Origin of the sequence: Microbacterium sp. SORGH_AS_0969 (assembly GCF_030818255.1) — a bacterium.
Classification (GTDB): Bacteria; Actinomycetota; Actinomycetes; order Actinomycetales; family Microbacteriaceae; genus Microbacterium.
Genome location: NZ_JAUTAG010000001.1, coordinates 3,465,922 through 3,490,777, shown reverse-complemented (window position 1 = coordinate 3,490,777; position 24,856 = coordinate 3,465,922). Strand labels below are relative to the sequence as shown.

General features: G+C 69.2%; 17 protein-coding genes and 1 pseudogene. 1 reads left to right on the top strand and 17 read right to left on the bottom strand.

Annotated features, from left to right (window positions below):
• Nucleotides 1–42: 42 nt before the first annotated feature.
• The 8 genes and pseudogenes from QE388_RS16345 to QE388_RS16310 form a co-directional block, all read right to left on the bottom strand.
• The gene (locus QE388_RS16345; RefSeq protein ID WP_307386486.1) at nucleotides 43–1,509 is read right to left on the bottom strand and encodes a glutamate synthase subunit beta; all 1,467 of its coding nucleotides are present in this window, start codon (nucleotides 1,507–1,509) and stop codon (nucleotides 43–45) included.
• On the bottom strand, nucleotides 1,502–6,079 hold the full coding sequence (gene gltB, locus QE388_RS16340) for a glutamate synthase large subunit (protein WP_307386485.1): 4,578 nt from the start codon (nucleotides 6,077–6,079) through the stop codon (nucleotides 1,502–1,504). Before gltB ends, QE388_RS16345 begins: the two co-directional genes overlap by 8 nt.
• Nucleotides 6,080–6,131: 52 nt before the next feature.
• A pseudogene (lgt, locus tag QE388_RS16335) lies at nucleotides 6,132–7,137 on the bottom strand (prolipoprotein diacylglyceryl transferase).
• Nucleotides 7,138–7,147: 10 nt separating this feature from the next.
• The gene (gene trpA / locus QE388_RS16330; RefSeq protein WP_307386483.1) at nucleotides 7,148–7,939 is read right to left on the bottom strand and encodes a tryptophan synthase subunit alpha; all 792 of its coding nucleotides are present in this window, start codon (nucleotides 7,937–7,939) and stop codon (nucleotides 7,148–7,150) included.
• On the bottom strand, nucleotides 7,936–9,267 hold the full coding sequence (trpB, locus tag QE388_RS16325; RefSeq protein WP_307386481.1) for a tryptophan synthase subunit beta: 1,332 nt from the start codon (nucleotides 9,265–9,267) through the stop codon (nucleotides 7,936–7,938). Before trpB ends, trpA begins: the two co-directional genes overlap by 4 nt.
• Nucleotides 9,264–10,040, bottom strand: a complete 777-nt coding sequence (gene trpC / locus QE388_RS16320; RefSeq protein ID WP_307386479.1) for an indole-3-glycerol phosphate synthase TrpC — start codon at nucleotides 10,038–10,040, stop codon at nucleotides 9,264–9,266. Before trpC ends, trpB begins: the two co-directional genes overlap by 4 nt.
• A gap of 2 nt (nucleotides 10,041–10,042) precedes the next feature.
• Nucleotides 10,043–10,273, bottom strand: coding sequence for a DUF6704 family protein (locus QE388_RS16315; protein ID WP_013586640.1), 231 nt, complete (start codon nucleotides 10,271–10,273; stop codon nucleotides 10,043–10,045).
• Nucleotides 10,274–10,380: 107 nt separating this feature from the next.
• Complete coding sequence (locus QE388_RS16310) at nucleotides 10,381–16,182, bottom strand: cutinase family protein (RefSeq protein ID WP_307386476.1); 5,802 nt, start codon at nucleotides 16,180–16,182, stop codon at nucleotides 10,381–10,383.
• 10 nt (nucleotides 16,183–16,192) lie between these two features.
• Here QE388_RS16310 and QE388_RS16305 point away from each other — a divergent pair, with 10 nt between their 5' ends.
• Nucleotides 16,193–16,492 carry a hypothetical protein gene (locus tag QE388_RS16305; protein WP_275799584.1) on the top strand — a complete coding sequence of 100 codons (300 nt, stop codon included), beginning with the start codon at nucleotides 16,193–16,195 and terminating at the stop codon, nucleotides 16,490–16,492.
• Between the two features lie 205 nt (nucleotides 16,493–16,697).
• On the opposite strand, the gene QE388_RS16300 is transcribed toward QE388_RS16305, so the two are convergent.
• From QE388_RS16300 to QE388_RS16260, 9 genes are all read right to left on the bottom strand, one after another.
• The gene (locus QE388_RS16300; protein WP_307386474.1) at nucleotides 16,698–17,285 is read right to left on the bottom strand and encodes a Trp biosynthesis-associated membrane protein; all 588 of its coding nucleotides are present in this window, start codon (nucleotides 17,283–17,285) and stop codon (nucleotides 16,698–16,700) included.
• Nucleotides 17,285–17,623 (bottom strand): phosphoribosyl-AMP cyclohydrolase, encoded by a 339-nt coding sequence (gene hisI / locus QE388_RS16295; RefSeq protein ID WP_058597766.1) that lies wholly within the window; start codon nucleotides 17,621–17,623, stop codon nucleotides 17,285–17,287. The genes QE388_RS16300 and hisI overlap by 1 nt, the downstream gene beginning before the upstream one ends.
• The gene (hisF, locus tag QE388_RS16290; protein WP_275799580.1) at nucleotides 17,620–18,384 is read right to left on the bottom strand and encodes an imidazole glycerol phosphate synthase subunit HisF; all 765 of its coding nucleotides are present in this window, start codon (nucleotides 18,382–18,384) and stop codon (nucleotides 17,620–17,622) included. Before hisF ends, hisI begins: the two co-directional genes overlap by 4 nt.
• A complete protein-coding gene (gene hisG / locus QE388_RS16285; protein WP_307386472.1) occupies nucleotides 18,384–19,226 on the bottom strand; it encodes an ATP phosphoribosyltransferase in 843 nt (280 codons plus the stop codon). The genes hisF and hisG overlap by 1 nt, the downstream gene beginning before the upstream one ends.
• A gap of 46 nt (nucleotides 19,227–19,272) precedes the next feature.
• Entirely contained in the window at nucleotides 19,273–19,536 is a 264-nt protein-coding gene (locus QE388_RS16280; protein ID WP_043361677.1) for a phosphoribosyl-ATP diphosphatase, read from the bottom strand.
• Between the two features lie 292 nt (nucleotides 19,537–19,828).
• Nucleotides 19,829–20,500 carry a ribulose-phosphate 3-epimerase gene (gene rpe, locus QE388_RS16275; RefSeq protein ID WP_307386469.1) on the bottom strand — a complete coding sequence of 224 codons (672 nt, stop codon included), beginning with the start codon at nucleotides 20,498–20,500 and terminating at the stop codon, nucleotides 19,829–19,831.
• A gap of 36 nt (nucleotides 20,501–20,536) precedes the next feature.
• Nucleotides 20,537–21,910 (bottom strand): RsmB/NOP family class I SAM-dependent RNA methyltransferase, encoded by a 1,374-nt coding sequence (locus QE388_RS16270; protein ID WP_307386467.1) that lies wholly within the window; start codon nucleotides 21,908–21,910, stop codon nucleotides 20,537–20,539.
• A complete protein-coding gene (gene fmt, locus QE388_RS16265) occupies nucleotides 21,907–22,824 on the bottom strand; it encodes a methionyl-tRNA formyltransferase (protein WP_275799570.1) in 918 nt (305 codons plus the stop codon). The genes QE388_RS16270 and fmt overlap by 4 nt, the downstream gene beginning before the upstream one ends.
• 47 nt (nucleotides 22,825–22,871) lie before the next feature.
• Entirely contained in the window at nucleotides 22,872–24,854 is a 1,983-nt protein-coding gene (locus QE388_RS16260; protein ID WP_307386464.1) for a primosomal protein N', read from the bottom strand.
• Between the last annotated feature and the right edge of the window lie 2 nt (nucleotides 24,855–24,856).

Genomic DNA, 24,856 nt, shown 5'->3' with positions numbered 1-24,856 from the left:
TCCGTGAGGATTCGGGAAGTGGCCGGATCGGCCCTTGCCAGCTTAGGCGGGCAGCAGGCCGATGGCGACATCGGTCGGGCGCACCGGCGCGGGGAGCACCGTTTCGCCCATGAGGTAGGTGTCGACCTCGGCGGCGGCCGCGCGGCCCTCGGCGATGGCCCACACGATGAGCGACTGCCCACGACCGGCATCGCCGGCGACGAAAACGCCCGGCGTCGAGGTGGCGTAGGTCGCGTCGCGCTCGACGTTGCCGCGGTTCGTGAAACGCGTGCCGAGCTGGTCGCCCAGGTGCTCGCGCTCGGGGCCGGTGAAGCCCATCGCTATCAGCACCAGGTCGGCCGGGATCTCGCGCTCGGTGCCGCTCTTGGGAACGCGGCGGCCGTCGACGTATTCGGTCTCGGCCACGCGCAGAGCGCGCACCTCACCCGCGGCGTTGCCGAGGAACTCGACCGTCGAGGCGAGGAACGTGCGCTCCCCGCCCTCTTCGTGAGCGGATGCCATCTCGAAGAGGTTCGGCATCATCGGCCAGGGCTGCTCGGCCGGGCGCTCCGACGGCGGCTGCTTGCCGATCGCGAGGTTCGTCACGCTCAGCGCGCCCTGGCGGTGCGCCGTGCCGATGCAGTCGGCGCCGGTGTCGCCACCGCCGATGACGACGACGTGCTTGCCCTCGGCCGAGATCTGCTGGGGAACCTGGTCGCCCGCGACCGCCTTGTTGCCCTCGACGAGATACTCCATGGCGAAGTGGACGCCGTCGAGGTCGCGCCCCGGGATGGGCAGGTCGCGCGGAACCGTCGAGCCCGTGGCGACGATGACCGCGTCATAACGCACCCGAAGGTCGCTCCACGAGATGTCCTTGCCGATCTCGACACCCGCGCGGAAGCGCGTGCCCTCGGCCTGCATCTGGCGAAGACGCAGCTCGAGGTGGCGCTTCTCCATCTTGAAGTCCGGGATGCCATACCGCAGGAGGCCGCCGATCCGGTCGTCGCGCTCGTAGACGGCGACCGTGTGTCCCGCGCGCGTCAGCTGCTGAGCCGCGGCCAGGCCGGCGGGGCCGGAGCCGACCACCGCGACCGTCTTGCCCGTCAGGCGCTCCGGCGGCTCGGGCTCGACCCAGCCGTTGCCGAACGCCTCGTCGATGATCGAGACCTCGACCTGCTTGATCGTGACCGCCGGCTGATTGATGCCCAGCACGCACGAGCTCTCGCACGGGGCGGGGCAGAGCCGACCCGTGAACTCCGGGAAGTTGTTGGTCGCGTGCAGGCGCTCGATCGCGGCGCGGCCCTCGCCGCGCCAGGTGAGGTCGTTCCACTCGGGAATCAGGTTCCCGAGCGGGCACCCCTTGTGGCAGAACGGGATGCCGCAGTCCATGCAGCGACCGGCCTGGCGCTTGATGACGGCCGAATCACCCGGCTCGTACACCTCTTTCCAGTCCATGATGCGCACGGGTACGGGCCGGCGCTTGGGGAGCTCGCGCTCCGTGACCTTGAGAAAGCCCTTCGGGTCAGCCACCCGTCACCTCCAGAATGCGTGTCCAGACGACGTCGCCGTCGGGGTCGAGCCCCTCGGCCACTGCCTCCTGGCGGGTCTGCAGGACCGCGGCGTAATCGCGCGGCAGAACCCGGACGAAATTGTGCACCTCGGCCTCGAAGTCGTCGAGCAGACGACGGGCCAATGTGGAATCGGTCTCCGCGACGTGCTTCTCGAGCAGGTCGCGCAGGATCTCGGCATCCCCGGATCCGAGTTCACCGAGAACGAGCTCACCGGATGCCAGGGCCTCGCGGTTCACCAGGTCGCGGTCGAGCCGGTAGACGTACGCCTGACCACCGGACATGCCCGCGCCGAGGTTACGGCCCGTGGCGCCGAGGATCACGGCCAGACCACCGGTCATGTACTCGAGCGCGTGGTCTCCGACGCCCTCGACGACCGCGGTCGCGCCCGAGTTGCGGACGAGGAACCGCTCGCCCACGACACCGTTCAGGAACATCTGCCCCTGGGTGGCGCCATAGCCGATGACGTTTCCGGCGATGACGTTCTCGGACGCCGGGAACGTCGAGCCGCGGTGCGGACGCACGACGATCGTGCCCCCCGACAGGCCCTTGCCGACGTAGTCGTTCGAGTCGCCCTCGAGCCGCAGCGTGATGCCGGCGGGCATGAAGGCGCCGAACGACTGCCCGGCCGAGCCGGTCAGACGGACGTCGATCGAGCCTTCGGGCAGTCCGTGCTCGCCGTGCGCCTTGGTGACGTGGTGGCCGAGCATCGTCCCCACCGCGCGAGCGGTGTTGCGGATGGGCAGGTCGATCGTGATCCGACCGCCGCGGGCGATGACGTCCTGAGCGCGCTCGATGAGCTGCACGTCGAAGTGGTCCTCGAGCTCGTGGTCCTGGTTGCGACCGTGGCGACGCGGCTCGTCGTCGGCGAAGCGCGGTCCCTCGAGGATCGGCGCGAGGTTGAGACCGCGCGCCTTCCAGTGCTCGACCGCACCGTTGACGTCGAGGAGCTCCGCGTGGCCGACGATCTCGTCGATCGAGCGGTACCCGAGCGCGGCGAGGTACTCGCGCACCTCCTGGGCGATGAACTCCATGAAGTTGACGATGTACTCGGCCTTGCCCGTGAAGCGGGAGCGCAGGACGGGGTTCTGCGTCGCGACGCCGACCGGGCAGGTGTCGAGGTGGCACACGCGCATCATGATGCAGCCCGACACCACGAGCGGGGCGGTGGCGAAGCCGAACTCCTCGGCACCGAGCAGCGCGCCGATGATGACGTCGCGGCCGGTCTTCATCTGACCGTCGACCTGCACGACCACGCGGTCGCGCATCCCGTTGAGCATGAGCGTCTGCTGCGTCTCGGCGAGGCCCAGCTCCCACGGGGTGCCCGCGTGCTTGAGCGAGTTCATCGGGCTCGCACCCGTGCCGCCGTCCTGGCCCGAGACCAGGATGACGTCGCTCAGCGCCTTGGCGACACCCGCAGCGACCGCACCGATACCCGACTGGCTGACGAGCTTCGTGTGGATGCGCGCCTTCGGGTTCGCCCGCTTCAGGTCGAAGATGAGCTGCTTGAGGTCTTCGATCGAGTAGATGTCGTGGTGCGGGGGCGGCGAGATGAGCCCGACACCGGCCGTCGCGTGACGCGTGCGCGCCACCCACGGGTACACCTTGGTCGGCGGCAGCTGACCGCCCTCGCCGGGCTTGGCGCCCTGGGCGAGCTTGATCTGGATGTCGTCCGCCTCGGTCAGGTAGAGGCTCGTCACGCCGAATCGCCCGGATGCCACCTGCTTGATGGCACTGCGACGCGCGGGGTCGAGAAGGCGGTCGACGTCTTCTCCGCCCTCACCGGTGTTCGACTTGCCGCCGATCTGGTTCATCGCGACGGCCAGGACCTCGTGCGCCTCTTTCGAGATCGAGCCGTAGCTCATCGCCCCGGTCGAGAAGCGCTTCACGATCGCCGACACGGGCTCGACCTCGTCGATCGGCACGGGCGGGCGGACCCCGGTGCGCAGCTCGAAGAGGCCGCGGAGGGTCTTGAGCTCGTGCGCCTGGTCGTCGATCAGCTTCGTGTACTCGCGGAAGATGTCGTACCGGCGCTCACGGGTGGCGTGCTGCAGGCGGAACACGGTGTCGGGGTTGAACAGGTGCGGCGCACCGTCGCGACGCCACTGGTACTCACCGCCGGTCCACAGGCGCTCGTGCGCACGAGCCGCGGCGTCCTCGGGGTAGGCGTACTCGTGACGCGCCGCGTTCTCGGCAGCGATGACGTCGAGGCCGACGCCGCCGAGCTTCGACTCGGTGCCGGTGAAGTACGCGTCGACGAACTCGCGCGACAGTCCCACCGCTTCGAACACCTGCGCGCCCGCGTACGACGACACGGTCGAGATGCCCATCTTCGACATGATCTTCAGCACGCCCTTGCCGAGCGCGTAGATCAGGTTCTTGACGGCCTTCTCGGGCGTGATGCCGGTGATGAAGCCCGCGCGCACGAGGTACTCGACGGTCTCCATCGCCAGGTACGGGTTGACTGCCGAGGCGCCGTAGCCGATCAGGGTCGCCACGTGGTGCACTTCGCGCACGTCACCGGCCTCGACCACGAGCCCGACCTTCATGCGGGTCTCGTTGCGGATGAGGTGGTGGTGCACGGCCGCGAGCATGAGCAGCGACGGGATGGGCGCGAGATCCTTGTTCGAGTCGCGGTCGCTGAGCACGATGAACTCGGCGCCGTCCTCGATGGCCTGGTCGACCTCGTTACACATCTGCGCGAGGCGCTTCTGCAGGCCCTTGTGTCCGGCCTCGACGCGGTAGAGGCCGCGGATCGTCACCGACGACCGACCCTTGAGGGCAGTGTCGATGTGCTGGATCTTCGCGAGCTCGTCGTTGTCGATGACCGGGAAGTCGAGCGTCACGGTGCGTGTGTGCTCGGGACCCCAGTCGAGAAGGTTGCGCTCGGGTCCGAGTCCCAGCGACAGCGAGGTGACGACCTCTTCGCGGATCGAGTCGAGCGGCGGGTTGGTCACCTGCGCGAACTGCTGCGAGAAGTAGTCGAAGAGCAGGCGTGGGCGGTCGCTGAGGACGGCGACGGGCGCGTCGCTCCCCATCGCGCCGAGCGGCTCGGCGCCGCCCTGACCCATCGGCGTCAGCAGCAGCCGGACTTCTTCTTCGGTGTAGCCGAAGGTGCGCTGACGACGCGTGATGGATGCGATCGGGTGCACGATGTGCTCGCGCTCGGGCAGTTCGCTGAGCTTGACGCGACCGGCGTCCACCCACTCCTGCCAGGGCTCGAGCGCAGCGAGGTTCGCCTTGATCTCTTCGTCTTCGACGATGCGGCGCTCAGCCGTGTCGACGAGGAACATGCGACCGGGCTGCAGGCGTCCGCGGCGCTTGATCCGCTCCGGGGCGAAGTCGAGCACGCCGGTCTCGGAACCGATGACGACGAGGCCGTCGGTGGTCTCGGTCCAGCGCCCCGGGCGCAGGCCGTTGCGGTCGAGCGTGGCGCCGACGAGCGTGCCGTCGGTGAAGATGAGCGCCGCGGGGCCGTCCCACGGCTCCATCTGCATGGAGTGGTAGTCGTAGAACGCCCGCAGGTCGGGGTCGATGGTGGCCTGCTTCTCGTAGGCCTCGGGCACCATCATCATGATCGCGTGCGGGAGGCTGCGCCCGGTCAGGGTGAGCAGCTCGAGGACCTCGTCGAACGAGGCGGAGTCGCTCGCGCCCTCGGTGCAGATGGGCAGGAGAGGCCGCACATCGCCGATCAGCTCGGACTCGAGCTGCGACTGACGCGCACGCATCCAGTTGCGGTTGCCCTTGACGGTGTTGATCTCGCCGTTGTGCGCGAGCATGCGCAAGGGCTGCGCGAGCGGCCACGACGGGAAGGTGTTCGTCGAGTAGCGGGAGTGGACCACCGCGAGCTCGGACGCGAAGCGCTCGTCCTGGAGGTCGGGGTAGAACGGCTCGAGCTGGAGCGTCGTGACCATGCCCTTGTACCCGAGCGTGCGGCTCGACAGCGACACGAAGTAGGCGTCGAGCTCGTGACGGGCGCGCTTGCGCAGGCGGTACACGCGACGATCGAGCGCGATCCCCGACAGCGCGGGCTGGTCGCCGGAGGCCGGACGCGAGACGAACAGCTGCTCGAATGCGGGCCGTGCCTCGAAGGCGAGCTTGCCCAGGTTGTCGGGCTCGGTGGGCACCTCGCGCCAGCCGAGCACCTCGAGGTTCTCGTGACGCGCGATCTCTTCGATCCCCGACTTCATGGCGGCGCGCTCGTCGTGCCCGAGGGGGAGGAAGACCATTCCCGCTGCGTACTCCCCCACCGGCGGCAGGTCGAAGTCCACGACCTCGCGCAGGAAGGCATCCGGCATCTGCGTGAGGATGCCCGCCCCGTCGCCGGTGCCGGCGTCGGAGCCGATGGCACCGCGGTGCTCGAGGTTGCGCAGCGCGGTCAGGGCCAGGTCGACGATGTCGTGTCCGGCCTCGCCGCGGAGAGTCGCGACCATGGCCAGGCCACAGGCGTCTTTCTCGAACGACGGGTCGTACATTCCCTGTCGGGCCGGGAACGAGCCTCCGACGGTGTCGGAACGCAGGCTGGAAGCCATATCAACCGTCCTCACGTTGATGCTTCGAATGGGACGACGTCGGCCCAGAGTGTTAGTTCGTGGCGGGGCTGCTTGTGGCGCTGGTGCCGACGGTGTCGCTCGTCGCGGGCGGCTCGCTCACGTCGACGAAGTCAGAGGGGTCGGTTGAGTCTACAGCCCCCGGAGCCTTGGATTCGCGCCCGGGTACGTAGGGCGAGGGTTCGAGGCCGTGGTGGCGGCGCGACTGGACGATGAAGATCACCAGACCGAGCACCACACCGAAGATCGCCGCCCACACGTTCGTGCGCAGGCCGAGGATGATGTCGCTGGGGTCGACGCGGATCGACTCCCAGACGATGCGGCCCGCGCTGTACCACATGAGGTAGATCGCGAACTGCTTGCCCCACTGCAGGGTGAAGCGCTTGCCGACGTACAGGATGACGGCCGCGCCGAGGAGGTTCCAGATGACCTCGTACAGGAACGTGGGGTGGAACAGCGTGCCGGCCGGCAGGCCGACGGGGATCGCCGGGTTGCCCGGGGCGATCTCGAGGCCCCACGGCAGGTCGGTGGGCTGACCGAAGAGCTCCTGGTTGAACCAGTTGCCGAAGCGGCCCATCGCCTGCGCGATGATGAGGCCCGGGGCGAGGGCGTCGGCGAACGTCCAGAAGCGGATACCGCTCCACTTGCACCCGAGGATCGCGCCGATGGCGCCGCCGATGAGCGCGCCGTAGATGGCGATCCCGCCCTACCCAGATGGCCCAGACGGAGCCGGGCTGGGTGATGTTCCACGGGTTGGAGCCGGGGCCGAAGTAGAAGCCCGCGTGCGTGGCGACGTGGTAGACACGCGCGACGATGGTGGCGAGCGGCACCGCCAGGAGGCAGATGTCGATGACGACCCACTTCTCCGCGCCGCGCCGCGTCAGCCGTGCGTTCGTGAGAAGCAGGGCGACGATGATGCCCGCGACGATGCACAGGGCATAGAAGTGGATGCGGAACGGACCGAGATCGACGTAGGAGATCGTCGGGCTCGGAATGCTGGCGAGCACGCCGGAGGCGGCGCTCGAGAGGGCGAACGTCATGCGAAAGAGTCTAGGCGCGCCGCGCCGTGCCCGCGGACAGCTCGCGTGCGAGGGTGGACAGACCCTCGACACCGCCGTCACGGAGCGCCTTCACCAGGGCGGTTCCGACGATCGCGCCGTCGGCGTACTCGACCACTCCGGCCACCTGAGCGGCGTTGGAGATGCCGATACCGACGCACGCGTGGTCGGCACCGTGCGCTCGCAGTCGTTCGACGAGTCGTCGGGCGGCGGCATCCAGCTCGGCCCGCTCCCCGGTGATCCCCATCGTCGAAACGGTGTAGACGAAGCCCGTCGAGGCCTCGACGATCATGCGCAGGCGCTCGTCGGTCGAGGTGGGGGCGGCGAGGAACACCCGGTCGAGGCCGGTTCGCTCGCTCGTGGCGATCCACGCGGCGGCGGCGTCGGGCGTGATGTCGGGGGTGATGAGCCCCGCTCCCCCGGCGGCGACGAGCTCGTCGGCGTAGCGGTCGACGCCGTACTGCTCGACGAGGTTCCAGTACGTCATGACCAGGATCGGGACATCTGTACGTGCCGTGACCTCGCGGATGATCGTGAAGAGATCGCGCATACGGAAGCCGTTGGCGAGGGCCGTCTGGGTCGCCTCCTGGATGACCAGACCGTCCATGACCGGGTCGCTGTACGGAGGGCCGAGTTCGATGACGTCGGCGCCGGCCTCGGCCAGGGCAATGATGGCCTCGATGCTCGTGGCGACGTCGGGAAATCCGGCGGGCAGGTAGGCGACGAACGCGCCGCGACCTTCGGCGTGGGCGGCTTCGATCGCCGCGGAGACGCGCGAGGTCACAGCTCCACCCCTGCGCCGCTCGCGGCATCCGGGGCCGGCGTCACATCGACCGGCGAACCGGCGGCGGATGCCACCGTCTCGGCGCCGGCGGTCTGCGCCGGGCGACCCTCGGGCGGAGGTGCGTGCTCGGCATCGTAGAGGTCGAAGTAGCGCGCGGCGGTGTCCATGTCTTTGTCGCCTCGACCGGAGAGGTTCACCGCGATGACGGCATCCGGACCCAGTTCGCGACCGACGCGCAGGGCTCCGGCCAGGGCGTGGGCCGACTCGATCGCGGGGATGATGCCCTCGGTGCGCGAGAGCAGACGCAGGGCTTGCATGGCCTCGTCGTCGGTCGCGGGGATGTAGTGCGCGCGGCCGATGTCTGCCAGCCAGGCGTGTTCGGGACCCACGCCGGGGTAGTCGAGGCCCGCCGAGATCGAGTGCGACTCGGTGGTCTGGCCGTCTTCATCCTGCAGCACGTACGTGCGGGCGCCGTGCAGGACGCCGGGACGACCCCGCTCGATGGATGCCGCGTGCTTGGGGGTGTCGACACCGTCGCCGGCTGCCTCGACGCCGTACAGCGCGACGCCCTCGTCGTCGAGGAACGCGTCGAACATGCCGATCGCGTTGGATCCGCCGCCGACGCAGGCGAAGACGGCGTCGGGGAGACGTCCGATGCGCTCGAGGAACTCGGCGCGGGTCTCTTCGCCGATGATCTTCTGGAAGTCGCGGACCATCGCCGGGAAGGGGTGGGGTCCCGCGGCGGTGCCGAAGATGTAGTTGGTCGTCTCAACCGAGGCGACCCAATCGCGGTAGGCCTCGTTGATCGCGTCTTTCAGCGTGCGCGAGCCGGTCGTGACGGGCACGACCTCGGCGCCGAGCAGACGCATGCGCGCGACGTTGAGAGCCTGCCGCTCGGTGTCGACCTCGCCCATGTAGACGACGCAGTCGAGACCGAAGAGGGCGGCGGCCGTCGCGGTGGCGACGCCGTGCTGGCCGGCACCCGTCTCGGCGATCACGCGCGTCTTGCCCAGACGCTTGGTGAGCAGCGCCTGTCCGAGCACGTTGTTGATCTTGTGCGAGCCGGTGTGGTTCAGGTCTTCGCGCTTGAGGAAGACGCGCGCGCCACCCGCGTGCTCGGCGAAGCGAGGAACCTCGGTGAGGGCCGACGGGCGGCCGGCGTAATCGTGCAGCAGGGCCCGCAGTTCGGCGAGGAACTCGGGGTCGGCCATCGCCGATTCGTAGACCGCGGTCAGCTCGTCGATCGCGGCGATGAGCGACTCGGGCATGTACCGGCCGCCGAAGTCACCGAAGAACGGCCCCTTCTGGTCGCGCAGGCTGGTGGTCATGACGTCTCCTGAAGGAACGCGCGGAGCGTGGCGACGGGGTCGCCCGTGACGAGGGCTTCGCCCACGAGCACGACATCGGCCCCCGCGGCGCGGTAGTGGGCCACGTCGGCGGGTGCGAGCACCGCCGACTCGGCGATCTTGACGGCGTCTGCCGGGAACCGGTCGGCAAGGGAGCCGAACAGGTCGCGGTCGAGCTCGAAGGTCGACAGGTTTCTGGCGTTGACGCCGATGAGCTTCGCGCCGAGGTCGGCGGCGCGGGCGAGTTCATCCGCCGAGTGCGTCTCGACGAGGGCCGTCATACCGAGGTCGTTGACGAGGCCGTAGAGCTCGGTGAGGGTCTTCCGGTCGAGCGCGGCGACGATCAGGAGAGCGAGGTCGGCACCCGAGGCGCGGGCTTCCAGCACCTGGTACGGCGTGGCGATGAAGTCCTTGCGCAGCACGGGGACGCTGACCGCGGCCCGGACGGCCTCGAGGTCGGCGAGGCTGCCCTTGAACTTGCGGCCCTCGGTGAGCACCGAGATCGCGGACGCACCGCCCTCCTCGTACAAGCGGGCCTGACGGGCGGGGTCGGGGATCGACGCGAGGTCTCCCCGGGACGGGCTGGCGCGCTTGACCTCGGCGATGATCTTGACCCGGTCGGCGGGGGCGAGCATCGCCAGAGCGTCTCGCGCGGGGGTCTGCGCGAGAGCGTCGCGCTCGACCTCGGCGAGGGAACGCGTCTCGGCGCGCTTCTCTGCGTCTTCTACCGCCCCGGCCGTGAGATCGGCCAGCACGGTCAGTGGGCCTTCGGGCTGGTCTTCGAGCCGTTCGCGCCGTATCCGGCCTTGCCCATGGCCCATCCGACGATCGCGCCGACGACGAGCAGACCCACCGAGGCCCACACGAGCACGGGCATGTCGAGCCAGAAGAACAGCGTTCCGAGCGTGAACGCGAGCAGCATGATGATCACGGCCGTCCAGGCGGCGGGCGAGTGTCCGTGGCCGGGATCACCGATGGGGTTGCTCATGGGGCTCCTTACAGTCGCGCGCGGGCGCAGGGGAAAGCGTCAGGCCAGTCTATCGAACGAGAGGGTGCGGGCCGGCGTGGGCGGCTCGACAATAGGGCTGTCCTGGATCAGAACGCACTTTCGGCGACGCTCTGACCAAATGGACGGAGCGTCGAGGGCCCGTAGCCGCCATGAATGCCAGCCATCTGGGCGAACTGAGAGCGAACTTCGTTGGGGTAGTCCCACAACCACGGGCTTCGTGAACCCCCCGCAACGTAGGGCGCGCAAAGGAGATCACCGTCGGTGCAGTAGGCGTACGTGCGACTCGACAACTCCGATGGGTACGAGCGGGCATCCTGCATCGGATAGTCCCCGTAGAACGCCTCGTCCCAGAGGTTCCTTGCGGCGGAGAACTCGAACAGTGACGCTACGAGACCACGCTTGCCGCTACCAGTGCCGTCGATCATGTAGGTGCCAGGTTGTTGCAGCGGGTCTGACAGCAGGACGACGGCGGCCACGTCGTCGAGCGGCTCTCCATCGAGCACTGCCTCAGAGAGCATGATGTGTGCGGCCATCGCTCCCTGCGAGTAACCCGAGATGATGAACTTGCTCTGCTCGTCGCTGCACTCCTCGCGCATCGCATCGTACGTCTCGCGAAGGGCGTCGGTACCGCTCCGAATGCTAGACATGTATTCCAACAACTTCGCGGGCTTGGGCTTGAGGAGGTTGAATGCCTCGCCCAGAAGACTGACGTCGGATGCCGGGTAGACGATGGGGACGATCAGTGTGCTGTTCTTGTACTCGTCACTGAGGTGGTTCAACAGGCCGCTATCGGCGTCGCCGACGAGCCACTCCTCTCCGCTACGTGTCTCTTGACCGGTCAAGACTTGCTGCATCTTCGCTCCCACACCTCGTTGTGCGTAGGTGGATTCAACAGTGGTCTGGAATGTTTGGACATCGTAGAGGTCGGGGTCCGACGCCACGTTCCACGGACCCTTCGGGACTTCACCGGATCCGCGCGCCACCAGGACGATGAGGTCAGCACATGTGCTCGGCGCAGCGGCCACTGGAACTACGGGTGGTGTCGGCGGTGCGACGTACCCGACCCACGGGACGACGTCGACGTTGCCCTCGATGGGAACGGACTTCCCGAACGGCTCAGGCCCGTCGTCGGTTCCCCAAGAGACGTTTCGTGCGATCACCCGTCCGCCGTCGGTCGCTTCCACACCCGCTTCGCACCCCTGGATACTGCCAGTGATCGATACGGTCCCGGACTGCGCTGAGATGCACTGATACGCCTTCTCGAGACGTGACGAAGAGAGATCGACCGTGCCCGTCGACAAGATCGCGGTCGAGGCGTAGGTCACTGTCAGATTCGAGCCAGACAGCACACCGCCGTCCCCGATGGTGATGCCGTTCCAGCGGTTGTCCTCGGGTTTGGTGTCGTCGCCGTCGGCGAGGGTGTCTCCCCCGACACTGTCGTCGGCGAGGGAGGTGAACGTCACCGGCGCCGCCGACGTGCCATTCACGACCAACGAACCCTCAACCGTGATTCCGACATTGTCCTCGGCCTTGACGGTCGTGCCGGCGGGGGCGGTGAGTGTTGTTCCGGCGCTGATTCGGATGCCGCCGTCGACGCTGCTGTCGTAGTAGGAGAGATCTCGGTTGAGGATGAGTCGGGGGCCTGTGGTGGGCAGGGTCCAGTTCTCGACGAGTGTCCCGGAGAGGGCGATGGCGTTGATCGTGTTGTTGCGGAGGGTGTTGGCGAGGACGTTGGAGGGACGAAGTTTCACGTCGGCGACGGTGAGGGGTGTCTCGACTGCTTCGGAGATGGTGTTTCCGGTCACCTTGATCGGCGCGGCTTGTGCGCTGTTGTTGGCGGAAACCACCGTGAGCGATCCGTTCGTGATCGTGTTCCCGGTGACGTTCAGCGGGTAGGCGGCGTCGAAGCCGTCCGCGCGGGTGACCGTGACGAATCCGCCCCCGTCCCAATCCTCGTTCGAGGTGTCGCGACTGACGGTGTTGTTGGTCACGGTGGTTGCGCCGCCTCGGCTGGACGCACCAATCGATCCGCGAACGGTCGTGCCCGTGACGGTGACCGCGCCCGCGGAGGAGTGCAACGCGATCCTGCTATCGACAATGGATCCGGTTACCCGAGCGGAAGCCACGGGAGAGCTCTTGTCGGAGGTGATGCCGGAGGAGAAGGTCACACGCGTCTGATCGGCGACCAGGGTGGCGTTTTCGTTGACGTGGATGCCGTTCCAGCGGTTGTCCTCGGGTTTGGTGTCGTCGCCGTCGGCGAGGGTGTCTCCCCCGACACTGTCGTCGGCGAGGGAGGTGAACGTCACCGGCGCCGCCGACGTGCCATTCACGACCAACGAACCCTCAACCGTGATTCCGACATTGTCCTCGGCCTTGACGGTCGTGCCGGCGGGGGCGGTGAGTGTTGTTCCGGCGCTGATTCGGATGCCGCCGTCGACGCTGCTGTCGTAGTAGGAGAGATCTCGGTTGAGGATGAGTCGGGGGCCTGTGGTGGGCAGGGTCCAGTTCTCGACGAGTGTCCCGGAGAGGGCGATGGCGTTGATCGTGTTGTTGCGGAGGGTGTTGGCGAGGACGTTGGAGGGACGAAGTTTCACGTCGGCGACGGTGAGGGGTGTCTCGACTGCTTCGGAGATGGTGTTTCCGGTCACCTTGATCGGCGCGGCTTGTGCGCTGTTGTTGGCGGAAACCACCGTGAGCGATCCGTTCGTGATCGTGTTCCCGGTGACGTTCAGCGGGTAGGCGGCGTCGAAGCCGTCCGCGCGGGTGACCGTGACGAATCCGCCCCCGTCCCAATCCTCGTTCGAGGTGTCGCGACTGACGGTGTTGTTGGTCACGGTGGTTGCGCCGCCTCGGCTGGACGCACCAATCGATCCGCGAACGGTCGTGCCCGTGACGGTGACCGCGCCCGCGGAGGAGTGCAACGCGATCCTGCTATCGACAATGGATCCGGTTACCCGAGCGGAAGCCACGGGAGAGCTCTTGTCGGAGGTGATGCCGGAGGAGAAGGTCACACGCGTCTGATCGGCGACCAGGGTGGCGTTTTCGTTGACGTGGATGCCGTTCCAGCGGTTGTCCTCGGGTTTGGTGTCGTCGCCGTCGGCGAGGGTGTCTCCCCCGACACTGTCGTCGGCGAGGGAGGTGAACGTCACCGGCGCCGCCGACGTGCCATTCACGACCAACGAACCCTCAACCGTGATTCCGACATTGTCCTCGGCCTTGACGGTCGTGCCGGCGGGGGCGGTGAGTGTTGTTCCGGCGCTGATTCGGATGCCGCCGTCGACGCTGCTGTCGTAGTAGGAGAGATCTCGGTTGAGGATGAGTCGGGGGCCTGTGGTGGGCAGGGTCCAGTTCTCGACGAGTGTCCCGGAGAGGGCGATGGCGTTGATCGTGTTGTTGCGGAGGGTGTTGGCGAGGACGTTGGAGGGACGAAGTTTCACGTCGGCGACGGTGAGGGGTGTCTCGACTGCTTCGGAGATGGTGTTTCCGGTCACCTTGATCGGCGCGGCTTGTGCGCTGTTGTTGGCGGAAACCACCGTGAGCGATCCGTTCGTGATCGTGTTCCCGGTGACGTTCAGCGGGTAGGCGGCGTCGAAGCCGTCCGCGCGGGTGACCGTGACGAATCCGCCCCCGTCCCAATCCTCGTTCGAGGTGTCGCGACTGACGGTGTTGTTGGTCACGGTGGTTGCGCCGCCTCGGCTGGACGCACCAATCGATCCGCGAACGGTCGTGCCCGTGACGGTGACCGCGCCCGCGGAGGAGTGCAACGCGATCCTGCTATCGACAATGGATCCGGTTACCCGAGCGGAAGCCACGGGAGAGCTCTTGTCGGAGGTGATGCCGGAGGAGAAGGTCACACGCGTCTGATCGGCGACCAGGGTGGCGTTTTCGTTGACGTGGATGCCGTTCCAGCGGTTGTCCTCGGGTTTGGTGTCGTCGCCGTCGGCGAGGGTGTCTCCCCCGACACTGTCGTCGGCGAGGGAGGTGAACGTCACCGGCGCCGCCGACGTGCCATTCACGACCAACGAACCCTCAACCATGAACGTCGTGTTTTCCGCGAATTTTACGACAGTGCCCGCCGCGATCGTGAGCGTCGAACCGGGAGCCACCGAGACATCCTTCGAGACGACGTACACCGTCGGGAATGTCGGGGCCCAGGTCGTGTCCGCGACGATGTCGCTCGTCACGCGCACGATCACCGTCGACGGGACGAGCTTATCCGTGCTGGTCTTGCTCGTCGAAGCGTAGTTCGCCTTCATGCCGGTGACCGTGACGGTGAGTTTGGCTCCCGCGTCAGCCTGCGTGATCGCATAGGTCTTCGATGTCGCGCCGTTGATCGCTGTACCGTTGCGCTTCCACTGGTAGCCGAACGAGTCCGGGGTCGGAGTCCACGTTCCCGTCGAGGCGGTCACCGTCTTGCCGATCTCGATCGTGCCGGAGATGCGCGGCGTCGGGGTGGAGGAGAAGACGCCAGGAACCGTCTGGGCGGCACTCATCCGCTTCAGCGTCGTGTATCCGGCCTTCGACCCCGTGACCGTGAATCGCAGCTGGGCGCCGCGATCCTCCGTGGTCACGAGATAGGCGGTCGACGTCGCGCCCGGGATGGCGATGCCATTACGCGTCCACTGGTACGTCAGCTTGCTCGGCTGGGGTGCCCAGGTCCCCACTACGCCGAACAGGGTTCCCCCCACGCGGGCCAGCCCCGTCACCGCAGGCGTCGGGGCGCTCGTGAAGGTCGCCGCGCCCACCGTCGCCGCGGTACTGGTCGCCGCGGCAGCGGTGTAACCCGCTTTGCGTGCTGTCACGGTGACGGTGATCGCAGAGCCCACGTCGGCCGCGACGACTTGGTAGGTCGACGCTGTCGCGCCGGCGATCGGGCTGCTGCCCCGGTTCCACTGGAACGTGTAGGAGTCGGGCGTGGGTGCCCACGACCCCGTGGAAGCGGTGAGCACGGAATCGACAGTCGGTGTGCCTGAGAACGTCGGAACAGGAACGGTTGCGAACGTCAACGTCGGCACCGAAGTAGACGAGCTGACGCGGGTCGTCGTCACGTATCCCGGAGCTGACGCCGTCACGCTGACACTCAGCCGGGTCCCGGCATCCGCTGTCCCCACCCGATACGTGGATGCGGTCGCTCCGGCGATCGCCGTTCCGTTGCGCCTCCACTGGTAGGCGAATGTCGCGGGCACGGGTGCCCACGTGCCGGTCACGGCCCGAACGGTCGACCCCACGCTCGCCGTGCCGGTGATCGAGGGGGAGGGAGCGCTGGTGAAGGGAGCCGGAGCCGAGGTCTGCGCGGCGCTGGTCTTCGACGCCGGGGTGTAGCCGGCTTTGCGGGCCGTCACGGTGACCGTGATCTTCTTGCCGCTGTCCGCGGGGGCGATCGTGTAGGTCTGGGACGTCGCCCCCGTAATTGCAGCGCCGTCGCGGCTCCACTGGTACGTCAGGGAGTCGGGCACCGGTGCCCAGGTGCCCGGCGCTGCCGTGAGGGTCGATCCGACGGTCATCTTGCCGCTGTACGTCGGAACGGGAGTCGTCGTGAATGTGCGTGCGGGAATCGCGACAGCCGAACTGGTCCGAGCCGTCGTCCTGTACCCGGGAGCCGACGCCGTCACGGTCAGGGTGATCGATGCTCCCGCATCTGCGGCGACCACGCGGTACGTCGTCGCGGTCGCTCCCGAGATCGCTGCCCCGCCCCGCTTCCACTGATAGGTGAAGGTGCCGGGCGTCGGCGTCCACGTCCCTGTCGCGCCGGTCAGAGTCGAGCCGATTGCGGCCTTCCCGGTGATGGTCGGTGCGGGCGCTGTGGTGAATGAGGCCGTCGTGGCCGCTTTGGCGTCGCTCGTGACCGAGGTGCGGGGGTACCCGGTCTTAATGCCGATGGCCGTCACGGTAATCTTCGTGCCCGCGTCTTGGGCGGCCAGCTTGTATGTCGGGGCGGTGGCACCGGCGATCAGCGTTCCGTTGCGTCGCCACTGGTACGCGAACGAGTCCGGCGCGGGCTTCCACGTCCCCGTGACCGCGGTCAGCTTCGAGCCCACCGTCATCGACCCGGTGAAGGTCGGCTTCGGCGTCACGGTGAAGGCTGCGGCATTCGTGCGTACGGTCGACGTCGGCGACGGTGTCGGGTCAGCCCAGGCGGCGGGCACGCTCCCCATGCTGAGCGCGACAGCGATGAGCATCGCCGCAGCGGCGCGGTGATTGTTGCGTGCCCCTCGTAGACGCAAGTGGACGTACGGATAGCGGCGCGCGCGCATGCTGACTCCCCCATATGCGGGTCCGCGCTCGGGTAGCGCCCCGCCCGGAGATCAGGCCGCGAAACGCACCGGCCGGATCCCTGGCGCAAAGCTATCGTGTTCAGCTAAATCACAGCAAGTCTGAATTCAACACTCAGGCGGAGAATGCTTCAGGCAGTCGGGTCGTCCCCGCGCGACAGATCGTCCCACGAGTCGATCGCGTCTTGCGGGCGCGAGGCTTCCGCCGCGGAGTCGCCGGTCGTGCGGTACTTCCGGCCCGCATTCGACCCCCACCGACGCGCGGTCACGAGCGTGAAGACGGCGGCAGCCGCGAGCAGGACCTGGGCGACCAGCGTGACCGCGGGCCACGGGGTCAGCGAGAGTCCCGCGACGAGGTCGCCGACGGCATCCACTCCCGAGATCCCCGTGGCGTCGGTCACCGTCGCGGCCGTGGCCGAAACCGGCGTGGCGAAGACGATCTGTGCGGCGCCGAAGCCGAGGAGGACGGCGATCGCGAGACCGATCGCGCCGAAGACGTACCGCACGACGGGGCCTGCGATCGACAACGCGGCACCGAGCGCCAGCGCGGCCAGGCTCAAGGGCGTCAGGACGGGGAGGGCGTCCGAGCCCGGCACGGCGAGGGTCTGCTGCGCGCCGTCGTCGAGGGTGACGTCGATCCAGGTCTGGGTCGATCCGATGACGCCGATCGCTCCGGCGAGGAGCATCGCGACGACGGCGAGCGAGCGGGGACGCCGCATCAGCGCTCCCCCACGACCGGGTGCAGGTCGTCGGCGTCGAAGCAGGTGTGGTCACCCGTGTGGCATGCCGCGCCGACCTGGTCGACCTCGATCAGCAGGGTGTCGCCGTCGCAGTCCAGCCGCGCACCCTTGACGATCTGGATGTGACCCGACGTATCGCCCTTCCGCCAGTACTCCTGACGCGAGCGCGACCAGAAGGTCACACGGCCGGTGGTGAGCGTGCGGTTCAGGGCCTCGGCATCCATCCACCCCATCATCAGCACCTCGCGCGAGTCGAACTGCTGGATGACGGCGGGGACGAGGCCGTCGGCGTTGTACGTGACGCGGTCGACGCTCATCGGCGCACCTCGATTCCTTCGGCGGCCATGGCGTCTTTCACCTGTCCGACGGTGAGCTGACCGGAGTGGAACACGGATGCCGCGAGCACGGCGTCGGCACCGGCTTGCACCGCGGGGGCGAAGTGCTCCAGGGCGCCCGCGCCGCCGGAGGCGATCACCGGGACCGCCGCGATCTGGCGCATGAGACGCACGAGTTCGAGATCGAAGCCCTGCTTCGTGCCGTCGGCGTCGATCGAGTTGACGAGCAGCTCTCCGGCTCCGCGCTCGACGGCCTCGCGGGCCCAGTCGAGGGCGTCGAGGGTCGTCTCGGTGCGGCCGCCGTGCGTGGTCACGACGAAGCCCGAGGGTGTGGATGCCGCCCGCTTGACGTCGAGCGACAGCACGATGACCTGCGCGCCGAAGCGGTCGGCGATTTCATCGATCAGCGCAGGGCGGGCGATCGCTGCGGAGTTGACGCCGATCTTGTCGGCTCCGACGGCGAGAAGCCGGGCCACGTCATCAGCCGAACGCACTCCCCCACCGACGGTCAGGGGGATGAAGACCTGCTCGGCGGTGCGGCGGACGACGTCATAGGTCGTCGACCGCTCGTCGACCGTGGCGGTGACGTCGAGGAAGGTGACCTCGTCAGCGCCCTGGTCGAAGTAGAGCTTCGCCAGCTCGACCGGGTCGCCCATGTCGCGCAGGTCGAGGAAGTTCACGCCCTTCACGACGCGGCCCCCCGCGACGTCGAGGCACGGGATGACGCGGCGCGCGAGGGTCATCAGAGCCTCGCGGCGAGGATCTCGGTGACGAGGATCGCGCGCGCGCCGATCGCGTACAGCTCGTCCATGACGCGGTTGACGTCACGGCGCGGGCTCATCACGCGCACGGCCACCCACTCGGGGTCGCGCAGCGGGGAGATCGTCGGCGATTCGAGGCCCGGCGCGACCGCGATGGCCTGGTCGACGAGGTTGGCGGGCAGGTCGTAATCGACGAGCACGTACTTGCGCGCGGCGAGCACCCCGCGCAGACGGCGCAGGAGCGTTTCGGTGCCCTCGGCATCGTTCGGTCCGGAGATGAGCACGGCGTCGCTCTCGAGGAGCACCGGCCCGAAGATCTCGAGCCCCGCCTGACGCAGCGTCGTGCCGGTCGAGACGACGTCGGCGACGGCATCCGCCACTCCGAGCTGGACGGCGGATTCGACCGCACCGTCGAGGGGCACGATGTCGACCGCGATACCGCGCTCGTCGAGGAACGCGTCGACGAGGCCCGGGTAGGCGGTCGCGACGCGGAGGCCCTCGAGGTCCTGGACGTCGGTGAAGCGGCCGGGGCGGCCCGCGAAGCGGAAGGTGGAGCCGGCGAAGCCGAGCGATTCGACCTCGCGGGCGCCGGGCATGCGGGCATCGAGCAGCAGGTCGCGACCCGTGATGCCGACGTCGAGCGCGCCGGAGCCGACGTAGGTCGCGATGTCACGGGGGCGGAGGTAGAAGAACTCGACCTCGTTGACGGGGTCGACGGTGTAGAGGTCTTTCGAGTCGCGTCGTCCGGTGTATCCGGCCTCCGAGAGCATCTCGGCGGCGGTCTCGGCGAGCGACCCCTTGTTCGGCACGGCGATTCGCAGCATGACGGGGGCTTTCGTGGTTCGTGAGCGTGTGGGAGGCGAGAGCGGCTCAGAGATGTCGGTAGACGTCCTCGAGCGTCAGGCCCTTCGCCAGCATGAGCGTCTGCAGGTGGTAGAGCAGCTGCGAGATCTCTTCGGCCGCGGCGGCGTCGGACTCGTACTCGGCGGCCATCCACACCTCGGCGGCCTCTTCGACGATCTTCTTGCCGATGGCGTGCACGCCGGCGTCGAGCTGCGCGACCGTTCCCGACCCCTCGGGTCGCTCGACGGCCTTGGCGCTGAGTTCCGCGAACAGGTCGTCGAAGGTCTTCACGCTTCCAGGGTATCGGGTCGGCGGGGGTGGGGCCGTCCGCGGGCGGTTCGCCGGGGTCGTGGCATCCCTTCGCGTGCCTTCGACGGGCAGAGGCGCGGGCGCGCTCGCAATGGTGCGAGGCTGCTGCGGGCGCGCATAAACGCTGTCTGCGCACAGAAACGCGAGGAGAGCGTGTTTCTGCGTGTGGATTGCGTTTATGGGCGGGTGGCGCGCCTCAGCGGCGGTGGCGCGCGTGAGTGGCGGTGGCGCGCGTCCGTGGGGGCTGGCGCGCCTCACTGGGCGGTGGCGCGCGTCAGTGGCGGTGGCGCGCCGCGGCGGCGCGGAGCGACTCGATCGCCCGGTCGGGGTCGTCGGCGCCGAAGACGGCGGATCCCGCGACGAACGTGTCGGCGCCCGCCTCGGCGGCCTGGGCGATCGTCGACTCGCCGATGCCGCCGTCGACCTGGAGCCACACGCTCGATCCGCGGCGCTTCGCCTCGTCGGCGAGGGCGCGCAGCTTCGGCATGGTCTCGGGCATGAACGACTGACCGCCGAATCCCGGCTCGACGGTCATGACGAGGATCTGGTCGAATTCGTTCAGCGAGTCGAAGAGGTTCTCGACGGGAGTGCCCGGCTTCACAGCCACACCGGCCCGCGCTCCGATCGACCGCAGCTGCCGGGCGAGGGTGATCGGGGATGCCGCGGCCTCGAGGTGGAACGTCACCGAGGCCGCCCCCAGCTCGGCGTACGCGGGAGCCCACCGATCGGGGTCGTCGATCATGAGGTGCACGTCGAGCGGGACCGGGCTCGTCTCCTGGATGCGCCCCACCATCTGCGGCCCGAACGTGAGGTTCGGCACGAAGTGGTTGTCCATCACGTCGACGTGCACGAAGTCGGCACCCGCGATGCGCGCGAGCTCGGCCTCCATGTTCACGAAGTCGGCGGCCAGGATGCTCGGATTGATGCGCGGGGCGTCGGTAGGCACCCGACCATTATGGGCACGTGCGTGCCGCAGACGATGTCAGCGCTTGCGCAGGAGCGCGATCGACATCGCGTCCGTTCCGTGCCGGTGGGGCCACAGCTGCGCGCGGAGCGAGCCGTCCGCCTGGTCGGGCAGGTCGATCTCGTGCAGCGCCACCGAACGCACGACGGCCCGGGCGTCGAGTTCTTCGACCGCGTCCCCGAGGGTGCGCTTGACCTCGGCGAGAACGCCCGAGGTCTCGGCGAGGTGGGGCGAGCACGTCACGTACGCCACGACGCCGCCGGGTTTGAGCGCCTCGAACGCGGCCAGGACGAGCTCCTGCTGCAGCGCGGTCAGGTCGGGGACGTCGGACGGGACCTTGCGCCACCGTGCCTCCGGCCGACGTCGGAGCGCACCGATGCCCGTGCACGGCGCGTCGACGAGGATGCGGTCGTACTGCTCGGGACTCCGCGCGGCGCGCTGCCGTCCGTCTTCCTCGCTGACCGGCACGTCGACGGGAACGGATGCCACGGCCTGCCGCACCAGTCCGGCCCGCGCGGGCGCGATCTCGTTCGCATCGAGCTGCGCCCCGTGCGCGAGGGCCTCCGCCGCGAGCAGGGCGGTCTTCCCGCCGGGGCCCGCGCAGAGGTCGAGCCAGCGTTCGCCGTCCCGCACCGGCAGCGCCCGGCTCAGGGCGAGCGCGGCGAGCTGGGACCCCTCGTCCTGCACGCGGATCCGTCCCTCGCTCGCGCAGATGAGACCCTCGGGGTCTCCCCCGCCGTGCGTCGTGAACGCGGTCGGGGCGAAGCGCGCGGCCGTGGCGTCGTCGGGGGCCTCAGCGAGACCGGGGAGGGCGACCATCGCCACCCGCGGAGCGACATTGTCGGCATCGAGCAGCTCGGCGAGCTCGTCGGCACGACCCTCGGCCGTGAGCGCGCGGCGCAGGGCCCGGACGATCCAGACCGGGTGCGAGGTGGTGACGCCGATGCGCTCGTCGTCGCTGCGCGCGGCCGCGGCGATGCGGTCCATCCACTCGCCCGGGGTATCGCGCGAGACGCGCCGCAGCACGGCGTTGGCGAAGCCGGCGGCGCCCTTCCCTCCCCCGTGACGACGCGCCAGTTCGACCGACTCGTTCACGGCGGCGTGCGAGGCGACACGGGTCGACAGCAGCTGGTGTACGCCGAGGCGCAGGGCGTCGAGCACGGCGGGATCGATGCGTTCGACGCTGCGGTCGGCGGCGAGGGCGATGATCGCGTCGTACGTCCCCCGGCGCCGGAGGGTGCCATAGGTCAGTTCGGTCGCGAGGCCCGCGTCCTTGGCATCCAGGTTCGCCCGCACGATCGCGTGCGGCAGCAACAGGTTGGCGTACGCCTCGTCACCCGAGACCGCCCGGAGAACCTCGTACGCGACGGCGCGCGCTCCCTGCACGCTCATGCGCCCAGCACCGGCTCGCTCGTCCGCAGACCGCGGAACCAGTCGCCCGCCGCCATCGCCCCCTTACCCGCCGGCTGGACGGTGACAAGGCGGAGCGGGCGGGATCCGGTTCCGACGATCACGTTCTTGCCGGATGCCGTGACCCGGCCGGGCGGAAGGGGCGGCTCATCGGTGCTCACGGCGCGCAGCACTTTGAAGCGCGCGCCGTCGAGGGTGGTGTGCGCGCCCGGCTCGGGCGTGACCCCGGCGATCCGATGCAGGAGGACATCGGCATCCTGTGTGAAATCGAGCGCACCATCCTCGAGCGTGAGCTTGGGGGCGAGGGTCGGCTCGCCCTGTTGCGGTGCGCTGACGGCCGTGCCGCCGGCGATGGCGTCGACCACCCGGGCGAGAAGCGGAGCGCCGATTCCGGCGAGGTCGTCGAGCACCTCGGCCGCCGTCGCGTCGCCGGGGATCTCGTAGCGCTCCTCGGCGAAGACATCGCCGGCGTCGAGGGCGGCCACGAGCTGGAACACGCTGGCGCCGGTCACCGTGTCGCCCGCGATGAGAGCGCGCTGCACCGGCGCGGCCCCTCGCCACCGCGGAAGGAGCGAGAAGTGCAGGTTGATCCACCCGTTCGTCGGGGTCGTCAGCAGGGGCTCCCGCACGAGCCCGCCGTACGCGACGATCACTCCCAGGTCCGGCTCGAGCGCGGTGATGCGCTCGGTCGTCTCGGCGTCGAGGCGGTCGGCCTTGATGACGGGGAGGCCGAGGTCGACGGCCGCCTGCGCGACGGGTGACGGTGTCAACACGCGTTTGCGTCCGAGGGGGGCGTCGCCGCGGGTGACGACGGCCGCGATCTCGTGCGGGCCGGATGCCAGGGCTCGCAGTGAGGGAACGGCGACGGCGGGGGTGCCGGCGAAGACGAGGCGCATGGGTCTCCTCAGACTCTCGGGAGCGGACGGACGGGGTCGCACGCCGCTCAGAGGTCGGGCTCGGGGATGTCGAGACGAACTCTGAGCGTACTGCGCTGCTTCGGTCCGCGATCTTTGCGGGAGGTACGAGCGCGGAGGGCGTCGGCGATGACGCCGGCGCGTAACGCCTCGGCCACAGCCTTGCCGTGCGCGTAGTCGAAACGCACCAGCGCGCGAGAGGTCGACACGTCGGGCGATTCGGATGTGTCCACTGGACCCAGGATCGCGAGTGGGTCGAGGTCGGGCACCGTTTCGCGCAGCGACGACAGAAGGGTGTCGACGTTGCGGGCGCGTCCGTCGACGCTCGCGACACGGACGGCGGGAGGCATCCGCAGCGGTACCCGGTCCGCAAGCTCGGCGCGGGCGTACGCGGGCTGCGTCCACGTCGCCAATGCGCGAGCGACCGGGCCGGCCACCCCGACCAGATGGACCGGTGCCCCCGGTGCGGCCAGAGCTGCGGCGTTCGACCACCAGCGGAGGCAGCTCTCGCCGATGCGGAGGGCTTCGTTCTGGAGCATGCGGTCGCCGTCGAGCAGGATGACGGCGCGATAGCCTCCGCGGGCGATCGGTTCGGCTCCGCGGGTGGCGATGACCAGGGCGGGATGGCCGTCGACCTCGGCGACGGGGTGGGCGCCGTCGGCGATGATCACGCGGGTGTTCGGGAACGCGCGCCCCAGTTCGTCTGCGGTGCGCTCGCTGCCGGAGGACGCCATGCGCAGTTTGGTCGAGCGGCAGTGCCCGCACGTCCAGGCATGCGCGCTGCGCCCGCACCACGCGCAGACCGGGACGGCACCGGGCCGAGCGGCTCGCAGGGGCCCTGCACAGTGTTGACAGCGGGCGGGACGACGGCAGTCCGCGCACACCAGGGACGGAGCGTACCCGGGCCGTGCGACCTGCACGAGCACCGGACCGCTCTGCAACGCCTCGCGCGCGGCCGCGAACGCCGACGACGGCACGCGCGCCTGACGCTGCTCCCCCTCGCGCGTGGCGCTCAGCACGACGCGAGGGCTCGCGCGCCGAGAGGGGGCGATCTCGCGCACGTACCCGACGTCGACGAGACGTTGGACGTCGGTCGTGCGCGTGTGCCCGGCGAAGACGAGGGCCGACCCCTCGAGCTCTTGGCGCACGAGAGCGGCGTCGCGGGCATGGACACCGGGGGCGAGCGGCTCCGACAGCAGGGAGTCGCCGTCGTCCCAGATGGCCACCAGGCCGGTGTCGTGCGCCGGAGCGTAGACGCCGGAACGACGGCCCACGACGATGCACGGCACGAGCGCCAGGGTGCGGAGGTACTGCGCGTAGCGGGCGGGGCCGGACTGATCCGCGTCGTCTCGGACGATGGCATCCGGAGTCACCAGCTCGCTCAGCGCCGCGAGCAGCTGCGCCTGGTCACGGTAGTCGGGTACGACGAGGACGGCACTCTTGCCCCGCGCCAGGGTGTGGACCGCCGCTGCGGCGAGCAGATCGGCCCAGGCGCCGCGCGGGAGCTCGGGGTGCGGGTAGGGCGGTGCGTCGAGAGCGAGGCGCTCGCCGCCGTCGAGGGCGTCGGCGAGGCCGGGGTACGGCTTCATCAGGGCCGCGGACCGCTCGCGCGCGGCGGGGACGACCTCGGGCGTCTGGGGTGGTGGCGCGGCGGCCCAGGCCTTCTCGGCGCGGACCATGCGCTTGGGCACGGCGAGGCGCAGCACGTCGCTCACCGAACCTGCGGCGCGGTCGGCGACGCGCCGGGCGAGCGTATAGAGCCGCTCCGGGAGCACGGGCATCGGTGACACGACGGTTTCGACCGACGACAGCGGGCGCTCCGTGCCGTCGTCCGCGACGACATCGACGACGAAGGCATCCATCATGCGTCCCGCGGAGCGCAACGGCACCTTCACCCGCACTCCCGGGGCGATATCCGCCACGAGGGGGTGGGGCACCGCGTAGTCGAAGAGGCGGTCGAGCTGCGGCACGGGAGACTCGAGCTGCACGCGTGCGACGCGACGTTCACTCACGA

Bases quoted from the DNA above. Each gene is read 5' to 3' on its own strand.
- gltB (WP_307386485.1), bottom strand. From the start codon at position 6,079: ATGGCTTCCAGCCTGCGTTCCGACACCGTCGGAGGCTCGTTCCCGGCC.
- trpB (WP_307386481.1), bottom strand. From the start codon at position 9,267: ATGACCACCAGCCTGCGCGACCAGAAGGGGCCGTTCTTCGGTGACTTC.
- QE388_RS16315 (WP_013586640.1), bottom strand. From the start codon at position 10,273: ATGAGCAACCCCATCGGTGATCCCGGCCACGGACACTCGCCCGCCGCC.
- QE388_RS16300 (WP_307386474.1), bottom strand. From the start codon at position 17,285: ATGCGGCGTCCCCGCTCGCTCGCCGTCGTCGCGATGCTCCTCGCCGGA.
- hisI (WP_058597766.1), bottom strand. From the start codon at position 17,623: ATGAGCGTCGACCGCGTCACGTACAACGCCGACGGCCTCGTCCCCGCC.
- hisF (WP_275799580.1), bottom strand. From the start codon at position 18,384: ATGACCCTCGCGCGCCGCGTCATCCCGTGCCTCGACGTCGCGGGGGGC.
- hisG (WP_307386472.1), bottom strand. From the start codon at position 19,226: ATGCTGCGAATCGCCGTGCCGAACAAGGGGTCGCTCGCCGAGACCGCC.
- QE388_RS16270 (WP_307386467.1), bottom strand. From the start codon at position 21,910: ATGAGCGTGCAGGGAGCGCGCGCCGTCGCGTACGAGGTTCTCCGGGCG.
- fmt (WP_275799570.1), bottom strand. From the start codon at position 22,824: ATGCGCCTCGTCTTCGCCGGCACCCCCGCCGTCGCCGTTCCCTCACTG.